The 25113-nt window shown below is 73.1% G+C and carries 17 protein-coding genes and 1 riboswitch; of the genes, 7 read left to right on the top strand and 10 right to left on the bottom strand.

Annotated features, from left to right (window positions below):
* The first annotated feature begins 29 nt into the window (after positions 1–29).
* On the top strand, positions 30–851 hold the full coding sequence (locus ACFWYM_RS43145) for a hypothetical protein (protein WP_384850749.1): 822 nt from the start codon (positions 30–32) through the stop codon (positions 849–851).
* Positions 852–895: 44 nt separating this feature from the next.
* Here the strand turns inward: ACFWYM_RS43145 and ACFWYM_RS43140 are convergent, their stop codons facing one another.
* Positions 896–2548 (bottom strand): DUF6350 family protein, encoded by a 1653-nt coding sequence (locus ACFWYM_RS43140; protein ID WP_384850778.1) that lies wholly within the window; start codon positions 2546–2548, stop codon positions 896–898.
* Between the two features lie 152 nt (positions 2549–2700).
* Here ACFWYM_RS43140 and ACFWYM_RS43135 point away from each other — a divergent pair, with 152 nt between their 5' ends.
* Positions 2701–4218, top strand: coding sequence for a helix-turn-helix domain-containing protein (locus ACFWYM_RS43135; RefSeq protein WP_384850746.1), 1518 nt, complete (start codon positions 2701–2703; stop codon positions 4216–4218).
* 450 nt (positions 4219–4668) lie between these two features.
* Here the strand turns inward: ACFWYM_RS43135 and sucD are convergent, their stop codons facing one another.
* The 7 genes from sucD to ACFWYM_RS43100 all read right to left on the bottom strand — a co-directional run bounded on the left by sucD (position 4669) and on the right by ACFWYM_RS43100 (position 13905).
* The gene (sucD, locus tag ACFWYM_RS43130) at positions 4669–5553 is read right to left on the bottom strand and encodes a succinate--CoA ligase subunit alpha (RefSeq protein WP_384850743.1); all 885 of its coding nucleotides are present in this window, start codon (positions 5551–5553) and stop codon (positions 4669–4671) included.
* Positions 5554–5574: 21 nt separating this feature from the next.
* The gene (sucC, locus tag ACFWYM_RS43125; protein ID WP_384850740.1) at positions 5575–6753 is read right to left on the bottom strand and encodes an ADP-forming succinate--CoA ligase subunit beta; all 1179 of its coding nucleotides are present in this window, start codon (positions 6751–6753) and stop codon (positions 5575–5577) included.
* Between the two features lie 345 nt (positions 6754–7098).
* Positions 7099–8046: a hypothetical protein gene (locus ACFWYM_RS43120; protein WP_384850737.1), complete on the bottom strand. Its 948-nt coding sequence runs from the start codon at positions 8044–8046 to the stop codon at positions 7099–7101.
* Between the two features lie 139 nt (positions 8047–8185).
* The gene (locus ACFWYM_RS43115; RefSeq protein WP_384850734.1) at positions 8186–9100 is read right to left on the bottom strand and encodes a hypothetical protein; all 915 of its coding nucleotides are present in this window, start codon (positions 9098–9100) and stop codon (positions 8186–8188) included.
* A 49-nt stretch (positions 9101–9149) separates the two neighbouring features.
* Positions 9150–10391: a VWA domain-containing protein gene (locus tag ACFWYM_RS43110; protein WP_384850731.1), complete on the bottom strand. Its 1242-nt coding sequence runs from the start codon at positions 10389–10391 to the stop codon at positions 9150–9152.
* Complete coding sequence (locus ACFWYM_RS43105; protein ID WP_384850728.1) at positions 10391–12796, bottom strand: DUF5682 family protein; 2406 nt, start codon at positions 12794–12796, stop codon at positions 10391–10393. Before ACFWYM_RS43105 ends, ACFWYM_RS43110 begins: the two co-directional genes overlap by 1 nt.
* Positions 12793–13905, bottom strand: coding sequence for an AAA family ATPase (locus ACFWYM_RS43100; protein WP_384850725.1), 1113 nt, complete (start codon positions 13903–13905; stop codon positions 12793–12795). Before ACFWYM_RS43100 ends, ACFWYM_RS43105 begins: the two co-directional genes overlap by 4 nt.
* Positions 13906–14046: 141 nt before the next feature.
* Between ACFWYM_RS43100 and ACFWYM_RS43095 the strand changes: the two genes are divergently transcribed.
* Positions 14047–15429 carry an SWIM zinc finger family protein gene (locus ACFWYM_RS43095; RefSeq protein ID WP_384850722.1) on the top strand — a complete coding sequence of 461 codons (1383 nt, stop codon included), beginning with the start codon at positions 14047–14049 and terminating at the stop codon, positions 15427–15429.
* 182 nt (positions 15430–15611) lie between these two features.
* Positions 15612–17360 (top strand): DUF5691 domain-containing protein, encoded by a 1749-nt coding sequence (locus ACFWYM_RS43090; RefSeq protein WP_384850775.1) that lies wholly within the window; start codon positions 15612–15614, stop codon positions 17358–17360.
* A 117-nt stretch (positions 17361–17477) separates the two neighbouring features.
* On the opposite strand, the gene ACFWYM_RS43085 is transcribed toward ACFWYM_RS43090, so the two are convergent.
* The gene (locus ACFWYM_RS43085; protein ID WP_384850719.1) at positions 17478–17894 is read right to left on the bottom strand and encodes a cobalamin B12-binding domain-containing protein; all 417 of its coding nucleotides are present in this window, start codon (positions 17892–17894) and stop codon (positions 17478–17480) included.
* 357 nt (positions 17895–18251) lie between these two features.
* Here ACFWYM_RS43085 and ACFWYM_RS43080 point away from each other — a divergent pair, with 357 nt between their 5' ends.
* Positions 18252–19112 carry a lipase family alpha/beta hydrolase gene (locus ACFWYM_RS43080; protein ID WP_384850716.1) on the top strand — a complete coding sequence of 287 codons (861 nt, stop codon included), beginning with the start codon at positions 18252–18254 and terminating at the stop codon, positions 19110–19112.
* 175 nt (positions 19113–19287) lie between these two features.
* The gene (locus ACFWYM_RS43075; protein ID WP_384850713.1) at positions 19288–20874 is read left to right on the top strand and encodes a M23 family metallopeptidase; all 1587 of its coding nucleotides are present in this window, start codon (positions 19288–19290) and stop codon (positions 20872–20874) included.
* A 33-nt stretch (positions 20875–20907) separates the two neighbouring features.
* On the opposite strand, the gene pcrA is transcribed toward ACFWYM_RS43075, so the two are convergent.
* Complete coding sequence (pcrA, locus tag ACFWYM_RS43070; RefSeq protein WP_384850710.1) at positions 20908–23442, bottom strand: DNA helicase PcrA; 2535 nt, start codon at positions 23440–23442, stop codon at positions 20908–20910.
* Positions 23443–23696: 254 nt separating this feature from the next.
* Positions 23697–23853, top strand: a riboswitch (cyclic di-AMP (ydaO/yuaA leader).
* Positions 23854–23860: 7 nt separating this feature from the next.
* Here pcrA and ACFWYM_RS43065 point away from each other — a divergent pair.
* Positions 23861–25060: an NlpC/P60 family protein gene (locus ACFWYM_RS43065; RefSeq protein WP_384850707.1), complete on the top strand. Its 1200-nt coding sequence runs from the start codon at positions 23861–23863 to the stop codon at positions 25058–25060.
* Positions 25061–25113 lie beyond the last annotated feature (53 nt).

Below are 25113 nucleotides of genomic sequence, written 5' to 3'. Positions count from 1 at the left end.
GGCCATACCAAGGGGAAGACGCACACCTGATGCCGGACCGCAGCCGCCCTTCGACGCCACCGCAGGACTCCGATTCCCAGGAGCCGGGATCCCGGGGCACGGGCTCTCCGGGTTCGGGCTCACCGGGTTCGGGCCAGGACGACAACCCCTTCGCGCCCCCGCCGGAGGGCACCCCCGACCAGCCCTGGCAGCCCCGCCCCGGCAACGGCCAGGGCGCGGACGGCGGGCAGAGCGGCGGCTCGTCGCCGTGGGGCAGCCAGTGGAGCGACCAGCAGCCGGGCCGTTCCAACGGCGGCTTCGGCGACCGCCCCGGCAGCGGGAACGGAGGCCAGGGCGGCCCCGGCCCCGAGGGCCAGGGCGGCGGGAACGGCGGGAACGGCGGCGGGCTGCGCTGGGACCCGACGGACCCGGCCCAGCGCCGCGCGCGCTACGCCCTGCTCTCCGGGATGTGGGCCTTCTTCTTCGCCCTGTTCGGCTGGCGCTACCTGGCCCTGCTGCTCGGCGCCCTCGGCCTGTACTGGGCCATCAGCTCCCTGCGGGCGAAGCCCCGTACGGCAGCGGCGGGTGCGGCGGGAGCAGGGGGCGCGGCGGGGGCCGGCGCGGTGGCCGGGGCGGCGCCCGCCCCGGCCCCGGCTCCGAGCGGCGGCCGGCCGCAGGTGACGGCCGCGGTCAGCGGCCTGGTCACGGCGGCCCTGGCGCTCCTGATGGTCCTCGCCACGTTCACGGCACAGCTGGTCTACCAGGACTACTACACGTGTGTGGACGACGCCCTCACCCACGAGGCCAAGCAGTCCTGCGAGAGCAAGCTCCCGAAGCAGCTGCGGCCGCTGCTGACCGAGGACGACGGCTAGAGCGAGGACGACGGCTGCAGCAAGGACGACGGCTGCAGCGACAACTAGGCCCTGTCCGGCGGAAGTTGAGGCCCCTCACTCGCAGGGGGCGCCGCTCCGCCGGGCGGGGCACCCGCGTCTTTGAGCGCCGCCCAGCGCGCCCGCCGGGCGGCGTCGTCGTGCCAGCCCTCCGGTGACCACACGGACGCCGCGGACTGCTCGGACGGCTCCGACGAGAAGTCGTACGGCTCGAAGAAGGACTCCGGCACCCCCACGGGCGGCGCCGCCTCGACGGGCCGCTCCGCACGCCGGAACCACCCCGCCCGGGGCAGCCGGGGCGCCTTCGGCAGGCGTACGCCCGGCAGTCGCAGACCCGGCACCCGGACCGCCGGCAGGGACACCCGCGCCCAGGGCCGCCTCACCCACGGCCACAGCCGCCCCCGGAACCACCCGGCACCGTCGGCGGCGCCCCGCCGCTCCCGCACCCGCCAGGCGCGCAGCCCCACCGCCCCCGGCACCCCGACGAGCAGCCCCCAGCCCAGGGCCGCCGCCCCGGTCTGCCACCACACCGGCCCGAACTCCGTGAGCCGCCCGACCCCGAGCGCACCGCCCGCGAGCGCCGCCAGGGCCGCGAGCAGCACTCCGCAGACCAGCGCCGCGTACGCCGCCGTCACCGCCGTCCGGCCGCGCGACCACGCCTCGTCCCGCTCCCCGAGGACCGGGGCCGCCGCCCCCACCGTGAACCAGGCGAGCACGGCACCGGCCACCACGGGCACCGCCCCGGCCGCCCAGGTCAGCGGCGATCCGCTGCCCGCGTCCGGCACCGCCGCGAGCAGCGGGAAGGGGGGCAGCAGCGGCACCGACGCCACCGACAGCGGCCCCGCCATCCGCCCGGCACCGAGCGCGAACCCGGGCCCGAGCCCGTACGCCGCGCCCCACACCGCCGCGTTCGGCACCAGCGCGAGCGCAAGGAGCAGCACCGCGAACCGGCCCGACCACACCCCGGTGAGCTGCAGGAACGACGCCCGCACCGGCCCCGCGTGCACGATCAGGGACACCCCGGCGAGCAGCGCGCCGCCGCCCACGAGCACGGCGGCCCCGGCCGCCCCGGCCCGCCCGGCGGCCACCAGGCGCGGCCGGTCGAAGTGCGCGCGCACGGCGTCGGGCAGGGCGCCGACCACGCGCTCGACGACGGCGGGCACCGGACCGTGCGGGCGGCCGTGCGCGGACCAGATCCCCACGGCCGTCGCCCCCACGGCGAGCACCGGCAGCTGCACGGCGGCGCTGACGCACGAGGGCCGCAGCTCACCGCCCGACGCATAGAGCGTGGCGGCCGCGCCGACCAGCAGATAGCCCCCGGCGACCCCGCACCACACGGTCCGCGCGGGCAGCGCGCGCTGCGCCGGATCGGCCGCGTCGCGCGCCGCCCGGTGCACCAGCCAGCCGGGCAGCGCCACCAGGAGCAGCGGCGTGAGACCGATCGGCGCGGGCACCCCGGAGAGCGTGTCCGTCCTGATCAGCTCGGCGCCGTGGGCGAGCAGCCAGAGGGCGGCCGCGACGTGCAGGGCGCCGCCGGGTCCGCTGTCGGGGTAGGGGGAGCTGATCCACAGCACCATCACGAGGACGGCGGACGAGCCGAGCCCGAGCCCCGCCGCGATGGCCCCGCCGACGACGCAGGTGCCGAGTCCGGGTGAGCGGTCGCGGGCCGCCACGATCATCTGGGTCACCCGGCCATGCTCCCAACGACACGCGCTTTCCTTGCCTAACAGGCGGATACCGGACGTGTCGCTCAATATACGTTTATGTACATTTTTGGTGCGACGGTGACGGTGCCGGTGGCCCACAGCGCGGAGAGTGCGGAGCGTCCTGCATGACAAAGAGCCCTCCCGCCCCGCTGCCGTCCCCCAAGGAACGCCGCAGGCTGCGTGAGTCCGCCTCCCTCAGCCAGGCGGACCTCGCGACGAAGGTGGGCGTCACCCGCGAGACCGTACGCTCCTGGGAAACCGGCCGCACCAACCCGCGCGGCCGCAAGCGCGAGACGTACGCGAGGCTGCTCGCCGCGATCGCCGCGGACCAGGAGGCGGGCCGGACGGCGGCTTCGGCGCCACCGCCCGAGCCGGTCCGGCCGAAGCCCGCGCCGCCCAAGCCGGGGCCGCCCAAGCCGGGCCCGCCGAAGCCCGCTCCCCCGAATCCCGCTCCGCCGAATCCCGATCCGCCGAAGCCGGCTGCCGTCACGCCGACTTCATCGCGGCAGGAGCCGGAGTCGGGGCCAGAGCTGTCGCCGGAGCCGGAGTCGGGACCGGAGTCTGGGTCGGAGCCGGAGTCGGGGCCGGAGCCGCCCAAGCCCGCTCCCCCGAAACCCGCTCCCCCGAAGCCGGGGCCGCCGAAGCCCGGGCCGCCCAAGCCCATGCCGCCGGGCAAGCACTCGGCGGCCGCCCGGCGCGGACCGAAGCCCGCGGCCAAGCGCGCCGCGAGGTCACGGCCCGCACCAACACGCCGTACCCCGGTGGCAGTTGGCACGCTCAAGCTCGCCGACCCCACACCGGCACCGCGGCCCACGGAGGCGGCAGCGGAGGCTCCGGCCCCCTCCGAGCTCACCCCGGCCGGGGCCTTCGACGCCCTGTGCACGCGGTGTGCCCCCGCCCTCGTACGGCAGACGTATCTGCTCACCGGGAAGCGCGCCCTCGCGCTCGAATCCGTGGAGCGCGCGTTCCAGCTCGCCTGGCAGCGCTGGCCCGAGGTCGCCGTCGACCGGGACCCGGCGGGCTGGGTGCGGGCGGCCGCGTACGAGTACGCGATGTCTCCCTGGCACCGCTTCCGGCCCGGGCGGCGGGAGCAGGAGGCACCGCCCGCCGAGGCCGCGGACCGCGCCTTCCTCGACGTCCTGATGAGCCTGCCGCCCGCGCAGCGCCGCACCCTGCTGCTGTACGACGGCGTCGGCCTCGACCTGCCGGAGACGGCGGCGGAGACGGAGGCGAGCACCCCGGCGGCGGCGGGGCGGCTGCTGCACGCGCGGGAGACGATCGCCGCGAAGCTGCCCGAACTGAGCGAGCCCGAGGTGCTGCACCAGCGGCTCGGCGCCCTCGGCGAGGGGGAGCGCCTCGCGGCACCGAAGGCCGAACTGGTGCGCACGGGCAGCGAGAACCGGGCCCGCTTCTGGACCCGGGCTGCCATCGCCTTCACGGTCGTGATCATCGGCGCGACCGCCCTCACCCTGAGAACGGCCCCCAACCACTACGAACCGCCCCAGTCCCCCGGCAAGGCCATCAGCGGCATCCCGGCCCGGATGGGCCCGGGCCACTTGTCCCAGGAGGAGAAGGACCTCCACAAGAAACTGAGGGCTGAACTGACCAGCGGGCCAGAGAGATTGGCCCCGAAACCGGAGTAACCACGCGCCCCGCGAGCAGCCACGCCCCCGCCCCCGCCCTGCGAGCAGCCGCCCCACCGCTGCAAGCAGCCGCCCCACCGCTGCAAGCAGCCGTCCCGCCGCTGCAAGCAGCCGCCCCACCGCTGCGGCCAGCCGCCCCGCCGCTGCAAGCAGCCGCCCCACCGCTGCGAGCAGCCGCCCCACCGCTGCAAGCAGCCGCCCCACCGCTGCAAGCAGCCGCCCCACCGCTGCAAGCAGCCGCCCCACCGCTGCGAGCAGCCGCCCCGCCGCTGCGGGCAGTCGTGCCGCAGGGCGGCACGGGTGGGCGCAGCGGCACCCCCGTCGCCGGGCGACCATGCGCACCACGCCCACCCACCCGCAGCCGAGCGGGCAACGCAAAGCGGGCCGCACCAGCAAAGGTGCGGCCCGCTTTGACGTACAGCCGTACAGCCGTACAGCCGTAAAGCCAGGTCAGCCCGCGAGAATCGCGCGCGCCAGCTTCGCCGTCTCGGTCGGCGTCTTGCCGACCTTCACGCCGGCGGCCTCGAGGGCCTCCTTCTTCGCGGCAGCGGTGCCGGAGGAGCCGGAGACGATGGCACCGGCGTGGCCCATCGTCTTGCCCTCGGGCGCCGTGAAGCCCGCGACGTAGCCGACGACCGGCTTCGTCACGTTCGCCTTGATGAAGTCCGCCGCACGCTCCTCGGCGTCGCCGCCGATCTCACCGATCATCACGATCAGGTCGGTGTCGGGGTCGGCCTCGAACGCCGCGAGGGCGTCGATGTGCGTCGTGCCGATGACCGGGTCGCCACCGATGCCGACGGCCGACGAGAAGCCGATGTCGCGCAGCTCGTACATCATCTGGTACGTGAGCGTGCCGGACTTCGAGACCAGGCCGATGCGGCCCGGCTTCGTGATGTCGCCCGGGATGATGCCCGCGTTGGACTGACCCGGCGTGATCAGGCCCGGGCAGTTCGGGCCGATGATGCGGGTCTTGTTGCCCTTCGACTGCGCGTACGCCCAGAAGGCGGCGGAGTCGTGGACGGCGATGCCCTCGGTGATGACGACGGCGAGGGGGATCTCCGCGTCGATGGCCTCGACGACGGCGGCCTTGGAGAAGGCCGGCGGCACGAAGAGGACGGAAACGTTGGCGCCCGTCTTCTCCATGGCCTCGGCGACGGTGCCGAAGACCGGGACGGACGTGCCGTCGAAGTCGACCTCGGTGCCCGCCTTGCGCGGGTTCACGCCGCCGACGATGTTCGTGCCGTCACCCAGCATGAGCTTGGTGTGCTTCATGCCCGTGGCACCGGTCATGCCCTGGACGATGACCTTGCTGTCCTTGTTGAGGAAGATAGCCATGGCTGTTCTGTCCCTCGTCCCTTACTTCGCGGCCGCGAGCTCGGCGGCCTTGTCGGCCGCGCCGTCCATGGTGTCCACGCGCTGCACCAGCGGGTGGTTGGCGTCGGAGAGGATCTTGCGACCCAGCTCGGCGTTGTTGCCGTCGAGGCGGACGACGAGGGGCTTCTCGACCTTCTCGCCCTTGGAGGCGAGCAGCTCGAGGGCCTGCACGATGCCGTTGGCGACCTCGTCGCACGCGGTGATGCCGCCGAAGACGTTGACGAAGACGGACTTGACGTCCGAGTCGCCGAGGATGATCTCCAGGCCGTTCGCCATGACCTCGGCCGAGGCGCCGCCGCCGATGTCGAGGAAGTTGGCGGGCTTCACGCCGCCGTGGTTCTCACCGGCGTACGCGACGACGTCCAGGGTGCTCATGACGAGCCCGGCGCCGTTGCCGATGATGCCGACCTCGCCGTCCAGCTTCACGTAGTTGAGGTTCTTGGCCTTGGCGGCAGCCTCGAGCGGGTTGGCTGCGGCCTTGTCCTCGAGCGCCTCGTGCTCGGGCTGGCGGAAGTCGGCGTTCTCGTCGAGCGAGACCTTGCCGTCCAGGGCCAGGATGCGACCGTCCTTGGTCTTCACCAGCGGGTTGACCTCGACGAGGAGCGCGTCCTCGGCGACGAAGGTGTCCCACAGGGTCACCATGGCCTCGGCCACGCCCTCGGCCACGTCGGCCGGGAACTTCGCCTGGGCCACGATCTCGCGGGCCTTCTCGATGTTCACGCCCTCGACGGCGTTGACCGGGACCTTCGCGAGGGCCTCGGGGGTCTTCTCCGCGACCTCCTCGATGTCCATGCCGCCCTGCACCGAGGCCATGGCCAGGAAGGTGCGGTTGGTGCGGTCGAGGAGGTAGGAGACGTAGTACTCCGCCTCGATCTCCGGGGACAGCTCGGCGATCATCACCTTGTGGACCGTGTGGCCCTTGATGTCCATGCCGAGGATGTCCGTCGCGCGAGCGACGGCCTCGTCCGGGTTCGCCGCCAGCTTCACGCCGCCGGCCTTGCCGCGGCCGCCGACCTTCACCTGCGCCTTGACGACGGACTTGCCGCCCAGCCGCTCGGTCGCCTCGCGGGCCGCCTCAGGCGTGTCGATGACTTCACCGGCCAGCACCGGTACACCGTGCTTGGCGAAGAGGTCCCTCGCCTGGTACTCGAACAGGTCCACGCGCGTCCGTCCCTTTTCAGTGATATCGCGGTTCGTTGTCTGCGTGGGCGTGCCGCGGAGGGCAACGTGACTGCGCTGTCACAAGGGAGGCGTACACGGTGTCCGTGGACGCGGCATGTCCGTCTCGCAGGTTATCGCCGTGGGACGTAGGTCCCTAAATCGCAGATCACATTTGCGCGGTGATGACGGTCACAACCACGCCGTCCTGGCCGGAAAGGGCAGCCCCTGTCGCAGGGGAGGACGACAGGGACTGCCCGTTTGCTCCCGCGATCGGCCGATCAGCGGCCGGTCAGCGGTTCAGTGAATCCGTGGACCCGTGGACCCGTGGGTTTGTGGGTTTGTGGTTCAGCCGTTGTACGTCGGCAGGTAGCCGGGGGTGACCGAGCCGCCCACGCCCTGGACCCCGGTGACCGCGTTTCCGGCGAGGGTCTGGGCGTCGGAGGTGACGGTGCCCGTCAGGTCCTGCGCGAAGGGCTGCACGTCGGCGACCACGCCCTGGGCGAACGGCTGCACGTCGGCGACCACACCCTGGGCGAACGGCTGCACGTCGCCGGACACGCCCTGCGCCAGGTATCCGGCGTCCCCGACGGCCTGCCCGGCGACCGGGACGACGCCGTCGACCGCGGTGCCCGCGACGGGCGGGAGCACCGAGTCGGTGGTCTGGCCGACGACCGGCGACACCGACTGGACAGCGCCCTGGACCTGGCCCGGGGCCTGGTCCTGCACCTGGGCGACGGTCTCCTGAAGGTGCGGCGCGAAGGCCGACAGGGGGCCGAAGAGGTAGTCGATGTCGGCGGCGGGGAGGGTGTCCGCCTCGGGGAGGGTGCCGGTTTCCGGGACGGAGGGGAGGGTGCCCGCCTGCGGGAGGGAACCGGCGTCGGGCAGGGTGCCCGTCTCCGGCACGGAGACGTCGGCCGCCTTGGCCTTCTTGGCGACGTCGCCGACCGTCGACGTGGCCTTGCCCGTGGCCTTCCCGGCGGCGCCCTTCACGCCCTCGACCCCGTCAACTCCCTTGGCGGCACCGGTGGCCTTGCCGACCGCGCCCGTCGCGGTCTTCTTGACCTGGTCCACGGCGGAGCCGTCCGTGACACCGGACGCCTTGCCCTGGACGTCAGCGACCGTGTCGGCGGCCTGGTCCGGGACGGCGACGTCGGAGGCGTCGGGGACGGAGACGTCGGGGACGGAGACGGAGTGCGCGGGCAGCTCGTCCGCGCTGGCCACGGCCGAACCGAGCGCCCACGCACTGGTGACACCGGCGGCTATGACGATGGAACGGCGGATGTTCTTGTTCATGCTTGCGTCAGATCCTTCGAACTCTCGAACTCTGGTGTTCCGTCGGGACGTTCAGGACCAAGAAGGTCGGGTGCGTCCGGACGGCGGGCAGACCTGTTCCGCCCCCGCGCGGCAGGTCACGAGCGGGGAACGGGCTGCCCTAGCCAGGGAATTCGGGAATGTCCCGGTGTCTGTCGCGGGTCGGTGTGCCTTCGGATGCGCGGACAGGGCCGGAGGCGAGCCGGACCGCTGCCCGGTCGCCGAACGCGGCGGCGTGCAGATCGCCGTGGCGCGATGAATTCGCGTCGCCCACCGACTGGTTGGCGACGCCCTCCCCCGGGACGCGGGGAAGAGGAGCCTGCGGAAGCCCGCCGGCGGGGCCACGGAGCCCTTCGTCGGCGCGGCGGTCCGAGCGTTCGGCGCCACGGTCGCTCGTCGGCCCGAGGCCGTTCTCGTACGAGGAGTCGGCCCGCGGCCCGAACGGCGCGCCGGACGCGTGCAGCTCCTGCTGCTCCTGCCGGTCGGCACCGGTCGTACGGCGGTCCTTGTCCTGCTGGTCCGGGTGCCGAGCGGGCTCGGCCTCGGGCGACCGGCCCTCGGGGGCGCCGCCGGAGTCGTCGCCGGGCAGCCCGGCATCGGGCAACGGCAGCTTCGGCGGCCTGGCGTCGGCGATGCCGCCGACCCTGTCCACGACCTCGTGCACGGCCGTGCGCGCCGGGCGCTCCACCTGCCGCACGACCGGCTTGACCGCCTCAACGGGCTTGACGGCCTTCACCGGCTCGACCGACTCAACCGGCTTGGTCGGCTCGACCGACTCGACCGACTCGACCGACTTGGTCGGCTTGGCCGACTCGACCGACGTGACCGGCTCAACCGACGTGACCGGTTCGACTGCCGCGCGCAGCGGGGCGTCAACCGGTACGGGGTCGCCCTCCGCCGCCTGCGCCCGCTCCCCGAAGAGGAAGCCGAGCGCCAGCAATCCGGCGAGCAGCAGCACCACTTGCAGCCCGCGCCGACCGCCCGCCGCGCGCAAGGCTGCGCGCACGGCGGTGTCGGGAGTGGCTGCTGTGGTCATCACGGGCGGGATCCTGTCACGGACCTCCCGCCGTCGCGCAAGCCCACTGTTACTGATGCGCAGCCATGTCCGGTATGGGAAGTGGCCTTCGCTCGATCGCGGCGGCCATCACCTCCGGGAAGAGGTCCGGCGTACAGGCGAACGCGGGTGCGTCCAGGGCCGCGAGGGCCGCCGCGTGCTCCCGGTCATAGGCGGGCGAGCCCTCGTCCGAGAGCGCGAGCAGCGTCACGAACTGCACCCCGGACGCCTTCATCGCGGCGACCCGCTTCAGCATCTCGTTCCGAATGCCGCCTTCGTAGAGGTCGCTGATCAGGACCACGACCGTGTCCGCGGGGCGGGTGATCTGCGCCTGGCAGTACGCGAGCGCCCTGTTGATGTCCGTGCCGCCGCCGAGCTGCGTGCCGAAGAGGACGTCCACGGGGTCGTCGAGCTGGTCGGTGAGGTCGACGACGTTCGTGTCGAAGACGACCAGGCGGGTGTTGAGCGAGCGCATCGAGGACAGGACGGCGCCGAACACGGAGGCGTACACGACGGACGCCGCCATCGAGCCGGACTGGTCGATGCAGAGGATGACCTCCTTCTTCACGGACTGCGCGGCCCGCCCGTACCCGATGAGCCGCTCGGGGACGACGGTCCTGTACTCGGGCAGGTAGTTCTTGAGGTTGGCCGCGATCGTGCGGTTCCAGTCGATGTCGTGGTGGCGGGGCCTGCTGACGCGGGCGCTGCGGTCGAGGGCGCCGGTGAGCGTGGCGCGGGTGCGGGTGGCGAGCCGCTTCTCCAGGTCCTCGACGACCTTGCGGACGACCGCGCGTGCCGTCTCCTTCGTCGTCTCCGGCATCGCCTTGTTGAGCGAGAGGAGCGTCCCGACCAGGTGGACGTCCGCCTCGACGGCCTCCAGCATCTCGGGCTCCAGGAGCAGCGTGGACAGACCGAGCCGGTCGATGGCGTCGCGCTGCATGACCTGGACGACGGAGGACGGGAAGTACGTGCGGATGTCGCCGAGCCAGCGCGCCACGGACGGCGCGGAGGCCCCGAGCCCCGCCGAACGGTCCTTGCGCCGCGCGTAGTTCGCACCGCCCTCCTTGCCGTACAGCGCGGAGAGCGCGCCGTCCATCGCGGCGTCCCGCCCGCCGAGCGCGCAGCCGGTGCCGTCCGCCGCGTCGCCGCCGAGCACGAGCCGCCAGCGCCGCAGCCGCTCGTCCGCCTCTCCCGTCCCGTCCGTCCTGCCCGTCCCGTCCGTCCTGCCTGCCTCGTCTGTCCTGTCTGTCGCCACAGTCGTCGCTTCCGTCATCAGGCCGCCCCCACATGGTCGTTACGGTCGTCGGCCGCCCCTTGGAGCAGGAGTCGCAGCATCGGCAGCACCGCGTCCGCGCGCTCCTCGTCGAGCTCCGCCGCGAACCCGGGCACCCCCTGGGCCACGGCCGCCGCCGCGTGCCCGTCGCCCTTCGGCCCGCGCCGCACCAGCTCGCCGAGGGTCCGGCGCACTCCTGGTTCGTACGCCGAGAAGGTGCGGCGCAGCAGCGGCAGTACGTCGGTGAAGGCGCCGTCCGGCACTCCGGTCAGCCACGCGTCGACGAGGGCCAGCAGCCGCTCGTCGTGCACGAGCAGCATGCCGCCGCCGGAGCCGCCGACCCCTCCTCCTACGAATCCCTCGATCCACGCGGCGGCCTCGCCCGGCGGCGTGCCCGGCGAGAGGGCGAGCCCCATGAGCCGGGCGGCCTCCCCCTCCGCCAACTGCCCCTCGTCCAGGAGCAGTCGGGCACAGCGGCCACGGATGACCCCGGCCACGGTGTCCCGGGAGGCGAGCACGCGGAGCACGGACTGCCAGCGCCCCCGTGTCCCGCTGCTGCCGCGCCTGCCCCATCCGCTGTCCTCGTCCTCGCTCGGCTCCGGCTGCTGCCGCGACTGCGGCTCCGCCCCGTCCTCGTCGAGCAGGCCCACCGCCTGGTGCACCGCGTCCACATGGCCGCGCATCTCCGTCGCCGCGTCCCCGTCGAGCGCCGCGCACGCGGGCGGCAGGCCCACGAAGATCCGCTCGGCGAGGCCCGCCGCGACCTCCCCGAGCGCGCGCGTGTCCGTGCCCCGGACATCCCCGTACCGCAGGGAGCGGACCAGGGCGGGGAGGGCCTGGGCGAGGTGGCCGACGTCGGTGTCGAGGGCCGCGCGGTCGGCGAGGACCCGCATGACCGTGGGCAGCGCGTCCGGCAGCCCGGCGAGCAGGCACTGTTCGGCGAGGCCCGTGACGTCGGCGAGCGCCGTCGCCGCGATCGCGTCCGACTCGGCCCTGGCCGTGGCCGCGGCGAGCACCGTGGTGCCCCACACCCCGGCCTCGGCCACCCGCACCGAGAGCTCCGGCTCCCAGCGAAGGCCCCAGGTCTCCCGGAAGGTGCCGGTGCTGCCCCGGGACTCGGCGGGCTCGCCCCAGCCGATGCCGAGCAGCCGCAGCCGGTGCAGGAGCCTGCTGCGCCCGGCGTCGTTCTCCTTGCGCAGATCGAGCTCCAACTCCCGCTCCAGCGCCTCCGGTTGGAGCCGGAGCGAGCGCTGGGTTCGGGTGAGGTCGCGCTGCAGCGGCACCGCGGGCGCCGCCTCGGGCACCTCGCCGAGCACGTCGCCGACGACGAGCTTGTCGTGCACCAGCGCGAGCGGCACGTCCGAGCCGTCGCACATCACCGCGCGGATCGCGTCCGTCGTCTCCGAGAGGCCGGCCAGCGGGCGGCCGCGCATCGCGGCGAGCGTGTCCGCGAGCCGCACTGCCTCGATGACGTGCGCGGACGAGACGAGCCTGTCCTCGTCCCTGAGCAGCCCGGCGACCTTGGTGAGCCAGCGCTCCACGGGCCGGTCGGGGGTGCTGAACAGGTGGCCGTACCAGCCGGGCGAGTCGATGCCCGCCCCGTAGCCGCTGGCCCGGGCGAGGCGGCGGTGGGTCCAGGGCACCCAGGTCAGGTCGACCTTGGCCTTGGGCAGGCCCTTGAGCAGCGCCCGGTCGGCGGCCACGGTCGTCTTCTGCCGCAGTGCGGGCACATGCCAGGCCCCGCACACGACGGCGACGTCCGCCGCGTCGAACTCCCGCTGCGCGGCCCGCAGTTGCAGCCGCATGTGGGCCTCGCGCACCAGGTCGCGGTCGTGCCCGCCCGTCCCGTACCACTCCCGGAGCGCGCCCATCGCCTCGCCGAGTGCCTCGAAGGGAGCGAACGCGTCGGCTCCGGAGCCTCGGTGCTCGACGACGTCCTCCCACCAGCGCTCGGGGTCGTCGTACCCGGCGGTCTCGGCGAGGACGGCGAGAGGATCCACGCGCATCCGTGCCTCGGCCTCACCCTCGCCGGCCTCCCCCTCGTCGGCCTCACCCTCGCTCTCGGGAAGTTGCGCCCCTCTCTCCTTGTCCGCCAGCGAGTGCGCCGCAGGGAGGTCGATGAAGCGGGCCGGGACCCCGCGCTCCACCGCCCACGTCAGGGCGGCCCACTCCGGGGAGAACTCCGCGAACGGCCAGAACGCGGAGCGGCCCGGCTCGTCCACGACATGGGCGAGCAGCGCGACCGGCGGCCGCATGGCCTCGTCCCCGACGAGCGGCACCAACGCGTCGGCCTCCGGCGGGCCTTCGATCAGGACCACGCGCGGGTCGGCGGCGTCGAGTGCGGCCCGCACGGCGCGGGCCGAGCCCGGACCGTGGTGCCGCACACCCATCAGCAGGGGCTTCATGCGCTCACCTCGCGGCAGGCGCGGTAGAAGTCCTTCCAGCCGTCGCGCTCGCGCACGACCGCCTCCAGGTACTCCTGCCAGATCACCCGGTCCGCCGCCGGGTCGCGGACGACCGCCCCGAGGATCCCGGCCGCGACGTCGCCGGGCCGCAGCACACCGTCCCCGAAGTGGGCCGCGAGAGCCAGGCCGCCCGTGACCACGGAGATCGCCTCGGCCGTGGAGAGCGTGCCGCTGGGGGACTTCACCTTCGTACGCCCGTCGGCCGTGACGCCGTCGCGCAGCTCGCGGAAGACCGTGACGACACGGCGGATCTCGTCGATGCCGTCGGGCGCGGACGGCAGGTCGAGGGAGCGGCCGAGCTGGTCGACGCGGCGGGAGACGATGTCGACCTCGGCGTCCGCGGTCGCGGGCAGCGGCAGCACCACCGTGTTGAAGCGGCGGCGCAGGGCGCTCGACAGGTCGTTGATCCCGCGGTCGCGGTCGTTGGCCGTGGCGATGAGGTTGAAGCCGCGCACGGCCTGCACCTCCTGGCCCAACTCCGGTATCGGCAGGGTCTTTTCGGACAGGATCGTGATGAGCGTGTCCTGCACGTCGGCAGGGATGCGGGTCAGCTCCTCGACCCGGGCCGTCATGCCCTCGGACATGGCGCGCATGACGGGGCTCGGCACGAGGGCGTCGCGGCTGGGGCCGTGGGCGAGCAGCTGCGCGTAGTTCCACCCGTAGCGGATGGCCTCCTCGGGCGTGCCCGCCGTGCCCTGCACCAGGAGCGTCGAGTCGCCGCTGACGGCCGCGGCCAGGTGCTCGGACACCCAGGTCTTGGCGGTGCCGGGCACGCCGAGCAGGAGCAGCGCGCGATCGGTGGCGAGCGTGGTGACGGCGACCTCGACGATGCGCCGCGGGCCCACGTACTTCGGTGTGATCACCGTGCCGTCCGGCAGCGTGCCGCCGAGCAGATAGGTCGCGACCGCCCACGGCGAAAGCCGCCAGCGGGCCGGGCGCGGCCGGTCGTCCTGCGCGGCGAGCGCGGCCAGCTCGGCGGCGAACGCCTGCTCGGCATGCGGTCGCAGGGCCTCGGCATCGACGGTGGCCGCGGTGGTGGTGACGGACATGCGTGCTCCCCCTCCAGCTCGTCCGGGCGCTTTGGCCCGGAGGTGTTTCCACCGTGCACCACGCCACTGACAATCGGCCGTCGGCGGACCGTCCGTGCAGGTCAGAGCCGATTGTCAGTGCCGGGACCTACCTTCGAGCTCATGACTCAGCAGGGGGTGCGCTGGACGGCGGATCAGGTGCTGGCACTGGCTCCTGACACCCCGTCACAGCGGGCGGGAAGCAAACTCGGCGTCGCCGGCCCATGGTCGGAGACGGGAAGTTCCGGCGAGGGGACGGTGTGGGGGCTGTGCAAGGGCAGTGGCAGCAAGCCGTATCAGACGGTCGTCGACATCACGGGCGGCGCGGGCGCGGGAGGTCCGGCGGGCCCGGCGTACAAGTGCAGTTGTCCGAGCCGCAAGTTCCCGTGCAAGCACGCGCTCGGGCTGCTGCTGCTCTGGTCCGGGGACGACGCGGCGGTGCCGGACGGCGCGCCGGTGCCGGACTGGGCCGATGAGTGGCTGGCGGGGCGCCGTAAGAGAGCGGAGAGCAAGTCGGCCGGCAGAGGCGGGAGTTCAGGCGGCGGCAGCGCCGGTCCCGAGGCCGCGCGCCGCCGGGCGGAGCGCCGCGCCGAGCGGGTGACGGCGGGGGCGACGGAGCTGGAGCAGCGCCTCACGGACCTGCTGCGCGGCGGCCTCGCCACCGCCGAGCAGGCGGGGTACGGCCTGTGGGAGGAGACGGCCGCGCGCATGGTGGACGCCCAGGCCCCCGGACTGGCCGCGCGCGTACGCGAGTTGGGTGCCATACCGTCGTCGGGGCCCGGCTGGCCGGTGCGGCTCCTGGAGGAGTGCGCGCTGCTGCACCTCCTCGACCAGGGCTGGCTGCACCGTGCGTCCCTGCCGGAGGGCCTGGCCGCCACGGTCCGCTCCCGCATCGGCCTGCCCGCCGCCGCGGAGGGCGCGCCGCTCCGCGACCAGTGGCTGGTCCTCGCGCAGTACGACACGTCGGACAGCAGGCTCACCACCCGCCGCATCTGGCTGCACGGCTCCCGCTCGGGCCGCTCCGCGCTCCTGCTGTCGTACGGGGCGGCGGGCCGCGCCCCGGCCCTCGCGCTCCCGGTGGGTCTGGCGCTCGACGCCGAGCTGATCCCGTATCCCGGCGCGGGGCAGCTGCGGGTGGACCTGGGCGAGCAGTTCGCTCCGCCCGCCCCGACCTCGGCCCGCCCTCCCGGCCTGCGCCCCGCCGAGGCCGCCGTCCGGTACGGGACCGCGCTGCGCGCCGACCCATGGCTGGACTCCTGGCCGGTGACGCTCGACGGGGTGATACCGGCCCCGGTGCCCGACGAGGACGGATGGCAACTGACGGACGCGGACGGCGACTTCGCACTGCCCCTCACCCCGGCCGCCACGTCCCGGCCGGGCCTGTGGCGCCTCGCCGCGCTCTCCGGCGGCGCCCCGGTGACGGTGTTCGGCGAGTGCGGCCACCGCGGCTTCACGCCCTTGGCGGCCTGGCCCCAGGAGGCGGGCGAGGCGATCTCCCTGTGCTGAGGGACCGCGTACGGGACGGGGACCCGCTGCGAGAGCGGCACCACAGCCGCGTACGGGAGCAGCACCACAGCCGCGTACGGGAGCAGCACCACAGCCGCGTACAGGAGCACCACCACAGCCCCGTACGGGAGCACCATCACGGCCGCATACGAGAGCGGCACTCCATACGAGAGGGGGACACCATGACCTTCGGAGAACCGACGAGCACGGACCCGGCGGCCACGACAACGGCCACGGCCGAACCGACCCGCGACGCCGAACCGACCCGCAGCGCCGCCCCGACCGGTATCGCCGACCCGACCGGCATCGCGGAGCCGCCCTATGTCGCCGAGCCGACCGGCATCCCCACCGGCCCCTGGGAGGAGCTCGTCACCGCCGCGCTCCTCGGCACCGACCGCCGCACCCCGCCCGTGCACGCCCCGGGCAGGGCAGCGCCCGTCGCGCTCCTGGACGCGGCCGCCGTGCAGACGGTCCGGCGCCGGGCAGGGCTGCGTCCGGCACCCGCCGTCACCCCGCCGGAGCCCGCGGCCGACGACCCCAGGCCCCCGGTGCCGCCCGCCGCGCGGCGCAGGCTCGCCGCCCTGCTCACCGACCGGCCGGGCGCGGGCGGCGGCGGACGCCGTGGCACCGCCCCGGACCTGATGGAGCTGCTGCCGCAGTGGCTGGCACTGGCGAACGCCCGCGGCTTCGCCCCGCCCCCCGAGCTGCTGCCCGCGCTCCTGGACGCCGCCCGTGGGCGCACGGATCTGCGGCCCCAGGCCCTGGCCCTCGCGGGCCCGCGCGCGCTGTGGCTGGCCCGGCTCAACCCCGACTGGCGTTTCGCGCTGCGCGCGGCCCCGGGCGGCGGCCTGGCCCTGCCCTCCCCCGAACAGCGCGGTGAGGTCCAACAGCTGTGGGAGGAGGGCCTGTTCGCCGAGCGCGTCGCCCTGCTCACGGCCGTACGGGCCGCGGACGCGGCGGCCGCGCGCGAGCTGCTCGCCGGCTCCTGGCCGACGGAGCGCGCGGAGGACCGCCTGATGTTCCTCGACTCGCTGCGCACGGGCCTGTGCGCGGCGGACGAGCCGTTCCTGGAGCAGGCGCTGCGCGACCGCAGCCGCAACGTCCGCTCCACGGCGGCCGAGCTGCTCTCCGCACTGCCGACGTCGGCGCTCGCCTCCCGCATGGCCGCCCGCGCCGCCTCGTGCGTGGCCCTCGACCGTACGGAGAGCACACCGGTCCTCGTCGTCGAGGCCCCGCACGAGTGCGACGCCGGCATGGAGCGCGACGGCATCACCCCGAAGCCGCCCGCGGGCCGGGGTGAACGGTCGTGGTGGCTGGGCCAGTTGGTGGAGTCGGCGCCGCTGTCCGCCTGGCCGGGGCGGCTCGGCGGGCGCACGCCGGAGGAGATCGTGGCGCTGCCGGTGGCCGACGACTGGCGCGGTGAGCTGCACGCCGCGTGGTGCCGCGCCGCCGTGCGCCAGCGGGACGCGGCCTGGTCCCGTGCGCTGCTCGGCGCCCCCGTCGCACCGGACGCGGCGGGGCCGGGCGCGGTCTCGCTCGCCGAGCGCGCCAAGCTCCTCGCGGCGCTGCCGCCGGACGAGCGGGCGCGCTGGGTCGCCGGCTTCATCGAGCGCCACGGCCTGTCGGAGGCGTTCCAGCTGCTCGGCGTCTGCGCGGTCCCCTGGGCGGAGCCGCTCGGCCGGGCCGTGGTGGACGCGCTCGACATCGCGCGGGACGCAGGGAGTTACCCCTGGAGCTTCAGCGGAGTGATGGGGCTCGCGGAGCGCTGCCTCGACCCGGCCGAGGCGGTCCGGCTCGACGTCCTCACGGCGATACAGGACGAGCCGGAGGACGCCTCGCCCGGTGCGGGCGGCTACTGGTCCGAGGCGTTCCAGCGGCTCGTCAGCACGCTGCGCCTGCGGCAGGCGATGCGAGAAGAGCTGACCACGTGACGCCGAACGGAACCGACCACGGAGCTCCCGTCACCAACCACCCGTCGCCAGCCACCCGTCATCAACCGCCCGTCGCCAACCGCCCGCTATCAAGCGCCTGTCATCAACCGCCCGTCATCAAGCGCCCGTCGACTCCCGCACGTTGGCCCGCACCCACTCCACGATCGAGGACGTCGTCGCACCCGGGGTGAAGATCTCCGCGACCCCCTTCTCCTTGAGGGGCGCGATGTCGTCCTCGGGGATGATGCCGCCGCCGAAGACCTTGATGTCCTCCGCGTCCCGCTCCTTGAGGAGCTCCAGGACGCGCGCGAAGAGCGTGTTGTGCGCGCCGGAGAGGATGGAGAGGCCGATCGCGTCGGCGTCCTCCTGGATCGCGGTGTCGACGACCTGCTCGGGAGTCTGGTGCAGGCCGGTGTAGATGACCTCCATACCGGCGTCGCGCAGCGCCCGCGCGATCACCTTGGCACCTCGATCGTGGCCGTCGAGACCCGGCTTGGCGACGACCACGCGGATCGGACCGGCTGCCACACCCATCACTGCCTCCATGTACCGAACAGGTAGCGAAATCCACCGAGCGAGGAGCCGGGGGAAGTGAACGAACGTTATCTCCAGCATCTCGCACCCGGCAGTTTCACGGTGGAGACCGAGGGGGAAATCACACGTTGGGACATATTCGCCGCGCGCCACTCCCATGACAGGCGGCCCAGGGGCCGCCGGGACGGCGCGAGGAGAGCCGCAACGAGGTCGCCGCGCCACCACGCCGTCAGCCGCACGGCATGGTGGTGCGGTGCATCGCTTTCGTCACCGAAAGCGCATCCTTGGCCACGGCTTTCCCTGAGGGGCACACGGGGGACAGAGTCGTCTTCCCGCATGCCGGTCGGGAGGTCGACCATGACGGTCACCAGGGTCTTGCCCTTTCGTCAGCTCAGCCACCTGCTCCCCGTCAGAATGGCGGGGCTCTCCCTCGCCTTCCTGAAGGCGACGGCACTCGAGCTGGCGATCCTCGCCGGGCACATCCTTCTCTATCCCTCCGGCATGGCCCAGGAGCGCCGCCCCCAGCTCCCGCCCGCGAGCGGCGACGACACCCCGCGGCTGCCCGGCGAGGACAGGCCCCCGGTCCTGCTGCTGCACGGCTTCATCGACAACCGCTCCGTCTTCGTCCTGCTCCGCCGCTTCCTCACCCAGCACGGCAGGCAGCACGTGGAGTCCCTCAACTACTCGCCCCTCACCTGCGACATCCGCACCGCGGCCGAGCTGCTTGGCCGCCATGTGGAGGAGATCTGCCGGCGCACCGGCCACCACGAGGTGGACATCGTGGGCCACAGCCTCGGCGGCCTCATCGCCCGCCACTACGTCCAACTCCAGGGCGGCGACGCCCGCGTGCGCACCCTGGTCACCCTCGGCACACCGCACGCGGGCACCCGCGTCGTGCCGCTCGCCGACGCGCACCCGATCGTCCGCCAGATGCGCCCCGAATCCCCGGTGATCAAGGAGCTGCGCGCCCCCGCGCCCGGCTGCCGTACGCACTTCGTGAGCTTCTGGAGCGACCTCGACGCCTGGATGGACCCGATCGAGACGGCCTGCGTCGACCACCCGGATTTGCGCGTGCAGAACGTAAGGGTGACCGGGATCGGGCATCTCGCCCTGCCCGTGCACCCCGCGGTCGCGGCGGGGATCCGGCAGGCGCTCGACCTCGCGGAGCCCGCTACCACGGCCGCGACCTCCGCCGTCGGGGGTATGACAGTGGCCTGAAAGTTCGAACTGACCTCGAACGCAGCGCCAAAGGTCTGCCCACTGACCGCCGAAAGGCGGCCGAATGCCCGTTTCCTGAGCGCATGAAACCTGCCGAAGATTGTCGCGCCCGCATACCGCCGGGTACAGTCACCGCACTGCTCTGCCCCCTGCTGTCGAGGCGAAAGAGAAGTTGGTGAACGACCGTCACCCGTCGGGGACCACTCCCCCGTCCTCGGCACCCGACGTCGACTACGGCTCTTACGGCGCCTACGACCAGCAGAGCACCCAGCACGGCGGCCACGCCCCGTACGACGTCTACGCCACCGGCTCGTTCACCACCTCGGGCGGCTACGCCACCGACACCTTCACGACTGCTACCGACACCGGCAGCTTCGCGACGGACCCTCTCTTCGGCGACCTGCCCACCGGGCAGTACGACACGGGGCAGTACGACACCGGCCAGTGGGCCACCACCACGAGCACGCACACCACGCTCAACTACGACCCGTACGCCGCGCAGCACCACGCCTCGTACGACACCGGCGGCTACGACACCGGCAGCTACGACACCACCGGCATCTGGGCCACCGTCGGGTACCAGCAGCTCGCCGACATCCCGGCGCAGGCGGGGCCCGAGGCCACCGGGCAGTGGGACGCGAGCGCGTGGCACGAGGCGAACCAGGCGGCCCCGGCGGCCCCCCTGGACCAGACCCAGCAGTGGGAGACGCAGACCTTCGCGGCGGGCACCTTCGACACGGGCGCCTACGACGCGACCGCGTGGAACTCGGACGGCCACCACGCGATGCCGCACCACGAAGCGGCTCACCACGAAGCTGCTCACCACGAGGCGGCCCCGCACGCGACGGGGCACCACGAGTCGGCCCACGACATGCCGTACGAAGACCCCTACGGGTCCCCCGCCTCGTACGATCAACCGCCTGCGGCGGAGCACGAGTTCACCCCGGACGAGGCGTACGAGCCCGACGGTCCCGACGGCACCGCCGACCTCCCGGGCCGCGCCCGCCCCGCCGCGCGCTCCCGCAGCACCCGCCGCCGCTCCCCGGCGAAGCGTTCCGCCCTGCTCACCGTCGCGGTGCCCTCGGTGTGCGTGATGGGGGTCGCGGGCATCGCCGCCGCGTCCGTGAGCAACCTCGGCGGCGGTGACGACGGCAAGGAGACGACGGCCTCCGCCCCGGACCCCACGTCCGTGAAGCCCGCCGCCGCCAACAGCAAGCTCGACACCCAGCTGGAGAACCTCTCCGCCGACGCGGGTGACTTCGCGGACCGTGCGAGCCGCACCCAGAAGCGCATCGACCTCAAGGCGAAGAAGGACGCGGCCGAGAAGAAGGCCGCCGCGGAGGCCGCGCGCAAGGAGCGGCTGCGGCCCAAGTTCGCGCTGCCCGTTAAGCAGCACGGCCTGAGCGCGTACTACGGCCAGGCGGGCGTCAACTGGATGTCCGTGCACTCCGGCATCGACTTCCCCGTCTCGTACGGCACGCCCGTGATGGCCGCCACCGACGGCGTCGTGTCGACGAAGTGGAACAGCGCCTACGGCAACATGGCGGTCGTGACCGCCAAGGACGGCACGGAGACGTGGTACTGCCACCTCTCCACGCACAAGGTCATGAGCGGCGAGGTCAAGGCGGGTGACGTCATCGCCTTCTCCGGCAACTCGGGCAACTCCACCGGCCCGCACCTGCACTTCGAGGTGCGCCCCGGCGGCGGCTCGGCCATCGACCCGCTGCCGTGGCTGCGCAGCCACGACCTCGACCCGACGTAACTCCGGCCGCCACCAGGCGCGTTCACCTCCGGGTCACAGCTTCTCCACCGGTGCGTACCGCAGCAGCAGGCGCTTCGGCTTGGGCTCGCCGAAGTCCACCGTCGCCTCCGCGTTCGCGCCCGTGCCCTTCACTCCGACGACCGTGCCGAGACCGAACTGGTCGTGCGTGACCCGGTCCCCGACCGCGAGCGAGACCACCGGCTTCTCGTTGGCCCGGCGCGTCGCGAAGCCCTGCGGGCCGCCCGCGCGCGAGCGGGACGAGGAGAGCGAGGCGGCGACACCGGCCGCCGGTCCCGAGGAGGCCGGGGCGCCCATCGAGCCCGTGCGCTTCCAGTCCACGTGGACCTCGGGGATCTCCTCCAGGAAGCGCGACGCCGGGTTGTACGAGGGCTGGCCCCAGGCGCTGCGCATCGCGGAGCGGGTGAGGTAGAGCCGCTCCCGCGCGCGCGTGATGCCCACGTACGCGAGGCGCCGCTCCTCCTCGATCTCCTTGGTCTTGCCGAACGTGCGCATGTGCGGGAAGACGCCGTCCTCCATGCCGGTGAGGAACACCACCGGGAACTCGAGGCCCTTGGCGGTGTGCAGCGTCATGAGTGTGATGACGCCCGAGCCGTCGTCCTCCTCGTCCGGGATCTGGTCCGAGTCGGCGACGAGGGCGACGCGCTCCAGGAAGTCGGAGAGCGAACCGGCCGGGGCGGTGCCTGCGTCGGCGGCGTCCTCCGTGGCGGCGTCCTCCGTGGTGGTGCCCTCCGTGGCGGTGTCCGCCGCCTCCTCGCCCGTCCCGTTGTCCTGCTCGAACTCCAGGGCCACGGCGGCGAGTTCCTGGAGGTTCTCGATGCGGGTCTCGTCCTGCGGGTCCGTGGAGGACTGCAACTCGGCCAGGTACCCGGTCCGTTCGAGCACGGCCTCCAGGACGACGGCCGGGCCCGCGCCGGACTCGACGACCGTACGGAGCTCCTCCATGAGCGTGTTGAACCGCTTGACGGCGTTGGCGGAGCGGGCCGCCATGCCGTACGCCTCGTCCACGCGCGCGAGTGCCTGCGGGAAGGAGATCTTCTCGCGCTGCGCGAGGGCGTCGATCATCGCTTCGGCGCGGTCGCCGATGCCCCGCTTCGGCACGTTCAGAATGCGTCGCAGCGGCACCGAGTCCTCGGGGTTGGCGAGGACCCTCAGGTAGGCGAGGACGTCGCGGACTTCCTTGCGCTCGTAGAAGCGGACGCCGCCGACGACCTTGTAGGGCAGGCCGACGCGGATGAAGATCTCTTCGAAGACACGGGACTGCGCGTTCGTCCGGTAGAAGATCGCGACGTCGCCCGCCTTGGCGTCGCCCGCGTCCGTGAGGCGGTCGATCTCGTCGGCGACGAACTGCGCCTCGTCGTGCTCGGTGTCCGCTACGTAGCCGGTGATGCGCGCGCCCGCGCCCGCGTTGGTCCAGAGATTCTTGGGGCGGCGGCTCTCGTTGCGCTCGATGACCGCGTTGGCCGCGCTCAGGATCGTCTGCGTGGAGCGGTAGTTCTGCTCCAGGAGGATCGTCGTCGCGTCCGGGTAGTCCTCCTCGAACTGGAGGATGTTGCGGATGGTGGCGCCGCGGAAGGCGTAGATGGACTGGTCCGCGTCACCCACGACGCAGAGCTCGCCCGGGTCCTGGCCCTCTCCGGAGGGGCCCACCAGCTCGCGCACCAGCGCGTACTGCGCGTGGTTCGTGTCCTGGTACTCGTCGACCATCACGTGGCGGAAGCGGCGGCGGTAGTGCTCGGCCACGTCCGGGAAGGCGCGGAGCAGGTTGACCGTCGTCATGATCAGGTCGTCGAAGTCGAGGGCATTGGCCTCGCGCAGGCGCGACTGGTACATCGCGTACGCCTCGGCGAGGGTCTTCTCGAAGCCGTCGGCGGCCTGGGCGGCGAAGTCCTCCTCGTCGATCAGCTCGTTCTTCAAGTTCGAGATCTTGGCGCTGAAGGACTTGGGCGGGAACTTCTTCGGGTCCAGGTCCAGGTCGCGGCAGACCAGGGCCATCAGGCGCTTGGAGTCCGCCGCGTCATAGATCGAGAACGAGGACGTGAAGCCCAGCTTCTTGTACTCGCGGCGCAGGATGCGGACGCAGGCACTGTGGAACGTCGACACCCACATCGCGTTCGCCCGCGGCCCGACGAGCTGCTCGACGCGCTCCTTCATCTCGCCCGCGGCCTTGTTCGTGAACGTGATCGCCAGGATCTGGCCCGGGTGCACGCCGCGCTCCGCGAGGAGGTACGCGATGCGGTGGGTCAGGACGCGGGTCTTGCCGGAGCCGGCGCCCGCGACGATGAGCAGGGGGGAGCCGGCGTGCACGACGGCCGCGCGCTGGTTCTCGTTCAGCCCGTCGAGGAGCGCCGCCGGGTCGAGGACCGGGCGGGGGGCGCCGTCGCGGTAGTGCGCGTCCCGGGGCGGCGGGGGCGCGTCGAACTTCCCGCCGAACAGGTCGTCCGGAATGGGCTCCGGAGCGCTGTCCTCGGGCGGCGGCGGGGGCTCTTCCTCATGGGCCTGCGAGGGCTTGAGGTCCGCCAGGAAGCTGTCATCAAAGAGGCTGCTCATCGCCTCCCGAGTCTAGGCGGACCCACTGACAACCCGCCCCGGGTTCCGGCCACCCGCCCCACAGCACCCCCGCACCACCCGGTGCACGCGACCGGTCACGCTGCGCCACCGGCCGTCAAGGCCGCGTCTTGGCCTTCGTAAAGTCACGAAAATGTATCGGGCATATCGAACATCAACCTTCACACGGAGCACACGAGTTGGCTAGCGTGCTCCGCGGGCCGCACGTGATCCCACCGGCGAACCCCGCCGGGAACGCGCGGCCTCCGCCGAGTCCGACCCCCTCGGAGCCGGGGACCCACCAAGACCTTGGGGTGAATCGGTCCCGTACGAAGTACGGGACTGTAGGGCAGCCTTCCGAACCACCCGCCCGAACCCGACAGCTAACCCGGTAGGCGGTCTACGGAAGGAGTCGCCTCCCTTGGCGTCGCACCGCAAGCCGCGGACCCGCATTGCCGGAATACGTACCGCCCCCGCCATCGGCATCACGACGGCGGCCCTCACCTCCGTGGCCCTCCTGTCGCAGAGCGCGAACGCAGCGCCCTCCGCCCCGCAGAAGCCGAGCCTCGAAGAGGTCCAGAAGAAGGTCGACGCCCTGTACCACCAGGCGGGCGTGGCCACGCAGAAGTACAACTCGGCCAAGGAGAAGACCGAGAAGCAGCGCAAGAAGGTCGACGGCCTCCTGGACGACGTGGCCAAGCGCACCGACAAGCTCAACGACGCCCGCCAGGAGCTCGGTTCGTTCGCGGCCGCCCAGTACCGGACCGGGGCCGTCTCCGAGACCGCCACGGCGATGCTGGCCAACGACCCGCAGGGCTACTTCGACCAGAACCACCTCTCGGACCGCCTCACCGCGCGCCAGAAGAGGGCCGTCGACACCTTCCAGTCGCAGCAGGCGTCCGCGACGAAGCAGCGCACGAAGGCGGCGCAGAGCCTCAAGAGCCTGAGCCGGTCACGGGACGACCTGAGGACGAGCAAGCAGGACGTCCAGGGCAAGCTCCGCGAGGCCCGTGAGCTCCTGTCGAAGCTGACCGCCGAGGAGAAGGCGCGGCTCGCGGCGATCGAGAAGAAGAAGGAAGAGGCCGCCAAGCGCAAGGCCGCCGAGCTGGCCCGCAAGCAGCAGGCCGAGGAGGCGCGCAAGCGCAAGGCCGAGGAGGCCGCGAAGCAGAAGGAGAAGGAGCAGGAGCAGAACGACGGCTCCGACTCCGGGTCCGGGTCCGGCTCGGATTCCGGCTCCGGCTCCGGTTCGGGCAGCACGGACGGCAGCTACGCCACCAAGGCCGCCAAGGTGATCGACTTCGCCGAGGCGCAGATGGGCAAGCCGTACGTGTGGGGCGCCACCGGGCCCGACTCCTTCGACTGCTCCGGGCTCACGCAGGCCGCGTGGAAGTCCGCCGGGATCTCCCTGCCGCGCACCACCTGGGACCAGGTGAAGGTCGGCACGACGGTGAAGACCGCCGACGCCAAGCCGGGCGACCTCGTCTTCTTCTATGACGACATCAGCCACGTCGGGATCTACATCGGCAACGGCAAGATGATCCACGCCCCGAAGCCGGGCGCGAACGTCCGCGTCGAGTCGATCTACTACATGCCGATCCACAGCGTGGTGCGGCCCGCGTAAGCCCCTCCCACGGAACGCAAGAAGGGCACCCACGCGCGTGGGTGCCCTTCTTG

Source organism: Streptomyces sp. NPDC059009, from assembly GCF_042740175.1.
In the GTDB taxonomy this organism is placed as follows: Bacteria; Actinomycetota; Actinomycetes; order Streptomycetales; family Streptomycetaceae; genus Streptomyces.
The sequence above is the reverse complement of the archived record's forward strand: the minus strand, read 5'-3'. Positions and strand labels throughout refer to the sequence as shown.

Coding starts and splice junctions, on each gene's coding strand:
- ACFWYM_RS43145 (WP_384850749.1), top strand. CDS start 30: ATGCCGGACCGCAGCCGCCCTTCGACGCCACCGCAGGACTCCGATTCC.
- ACFWYM_RS43085 (WP_384850719.1), bottom strand. CDS start 17,894: ATGGGTGTGGCAGCCGGTCCGATCCGCGTGGTCGTCGCCAAGCCGGGT.
- ACFWYM_RS43090 (WP_384850775.1), top strand. CDS start 15,612: ATGACCTTCGGAGAACCGACGAGCACGGACCCGGCGGCCACGACAACG.
- pcrA (WP_384850710.1), bottom strand. CDS start 23,442: ATGAGCAGCCTCTTTGATGACAGCTTCCTGGCGGACCTCAAGCCCTCG.
- ACFWYM_RS43140 (WP_384850778.1), bottom strand. CDS start 2,548: ATGATCGTGGCGGCCCGCGACCGCTCACCCGGACTCGGCACCTGCGTC.
- ACFWYM_RS43115 (WP_384850734.1), bottom strand. CDS start 9,100: ATGACCACAGCAGCCACTCCCGACACCGCCGTGCGCGCAGCCTTGCGC.
- ACFWYM_RS43080 (WP_384850716.1), top strand. CDS start 18,252: ATGACGGTCACCAGGGTCTTGCCCTTTCGTCAGCTCAGCCACCTGCTC.
- ACFWYM_RS43095 (WP_384850722.1), top strand. CDS start 14,047: ATGACTCAGCAGGGGGTGCGCTGGACGGCGGATCAGGTGCTGGCACTG.
- ACFWYM_RS43105 (WP_384850728.1), bottom strand. CDS start 12,796: ATGAAGCCCCTGCTGATGGGTGTGCGGCACCACGGTCCGGGCTCGGCC.
- ACFWYM_RS43110 (WP_384850731.1), bottom strand. CDS start 10,391: ATGACGGAAGCGACGACTGTGGCGACAGACAGGACAGACGAGGCAGGC.
- ACFWYM_RS43120 (WP_384850737.1), bottom strand. CDS start 8,046: ATGAACAAGAACATCCGCCGTTCCATCGTCATAGCCGCCGGTGTCACC.
- ACFWYM_RS43135 (WP_384850746.1), top strand. CDS start 2,701: ATGACAAAGAGCCCTCCCGCCCCGCTGCCGTCCCCCAAGGAACGCCGC.
- ACFWYM_RS43100 (WP_384850725.1), bottom strand. CDS start 13,905: ATGTCCGTCACCACCACCGCGGCCACCGTCGATGCCGAGGCCCTGCGA.
- sucD (WP_384850743.1), bottom strand. CDS start 5,553: ATGGCTATCTTCCTCAACAAGGACAGCAAGGTCATCGTCCAGGGCATG.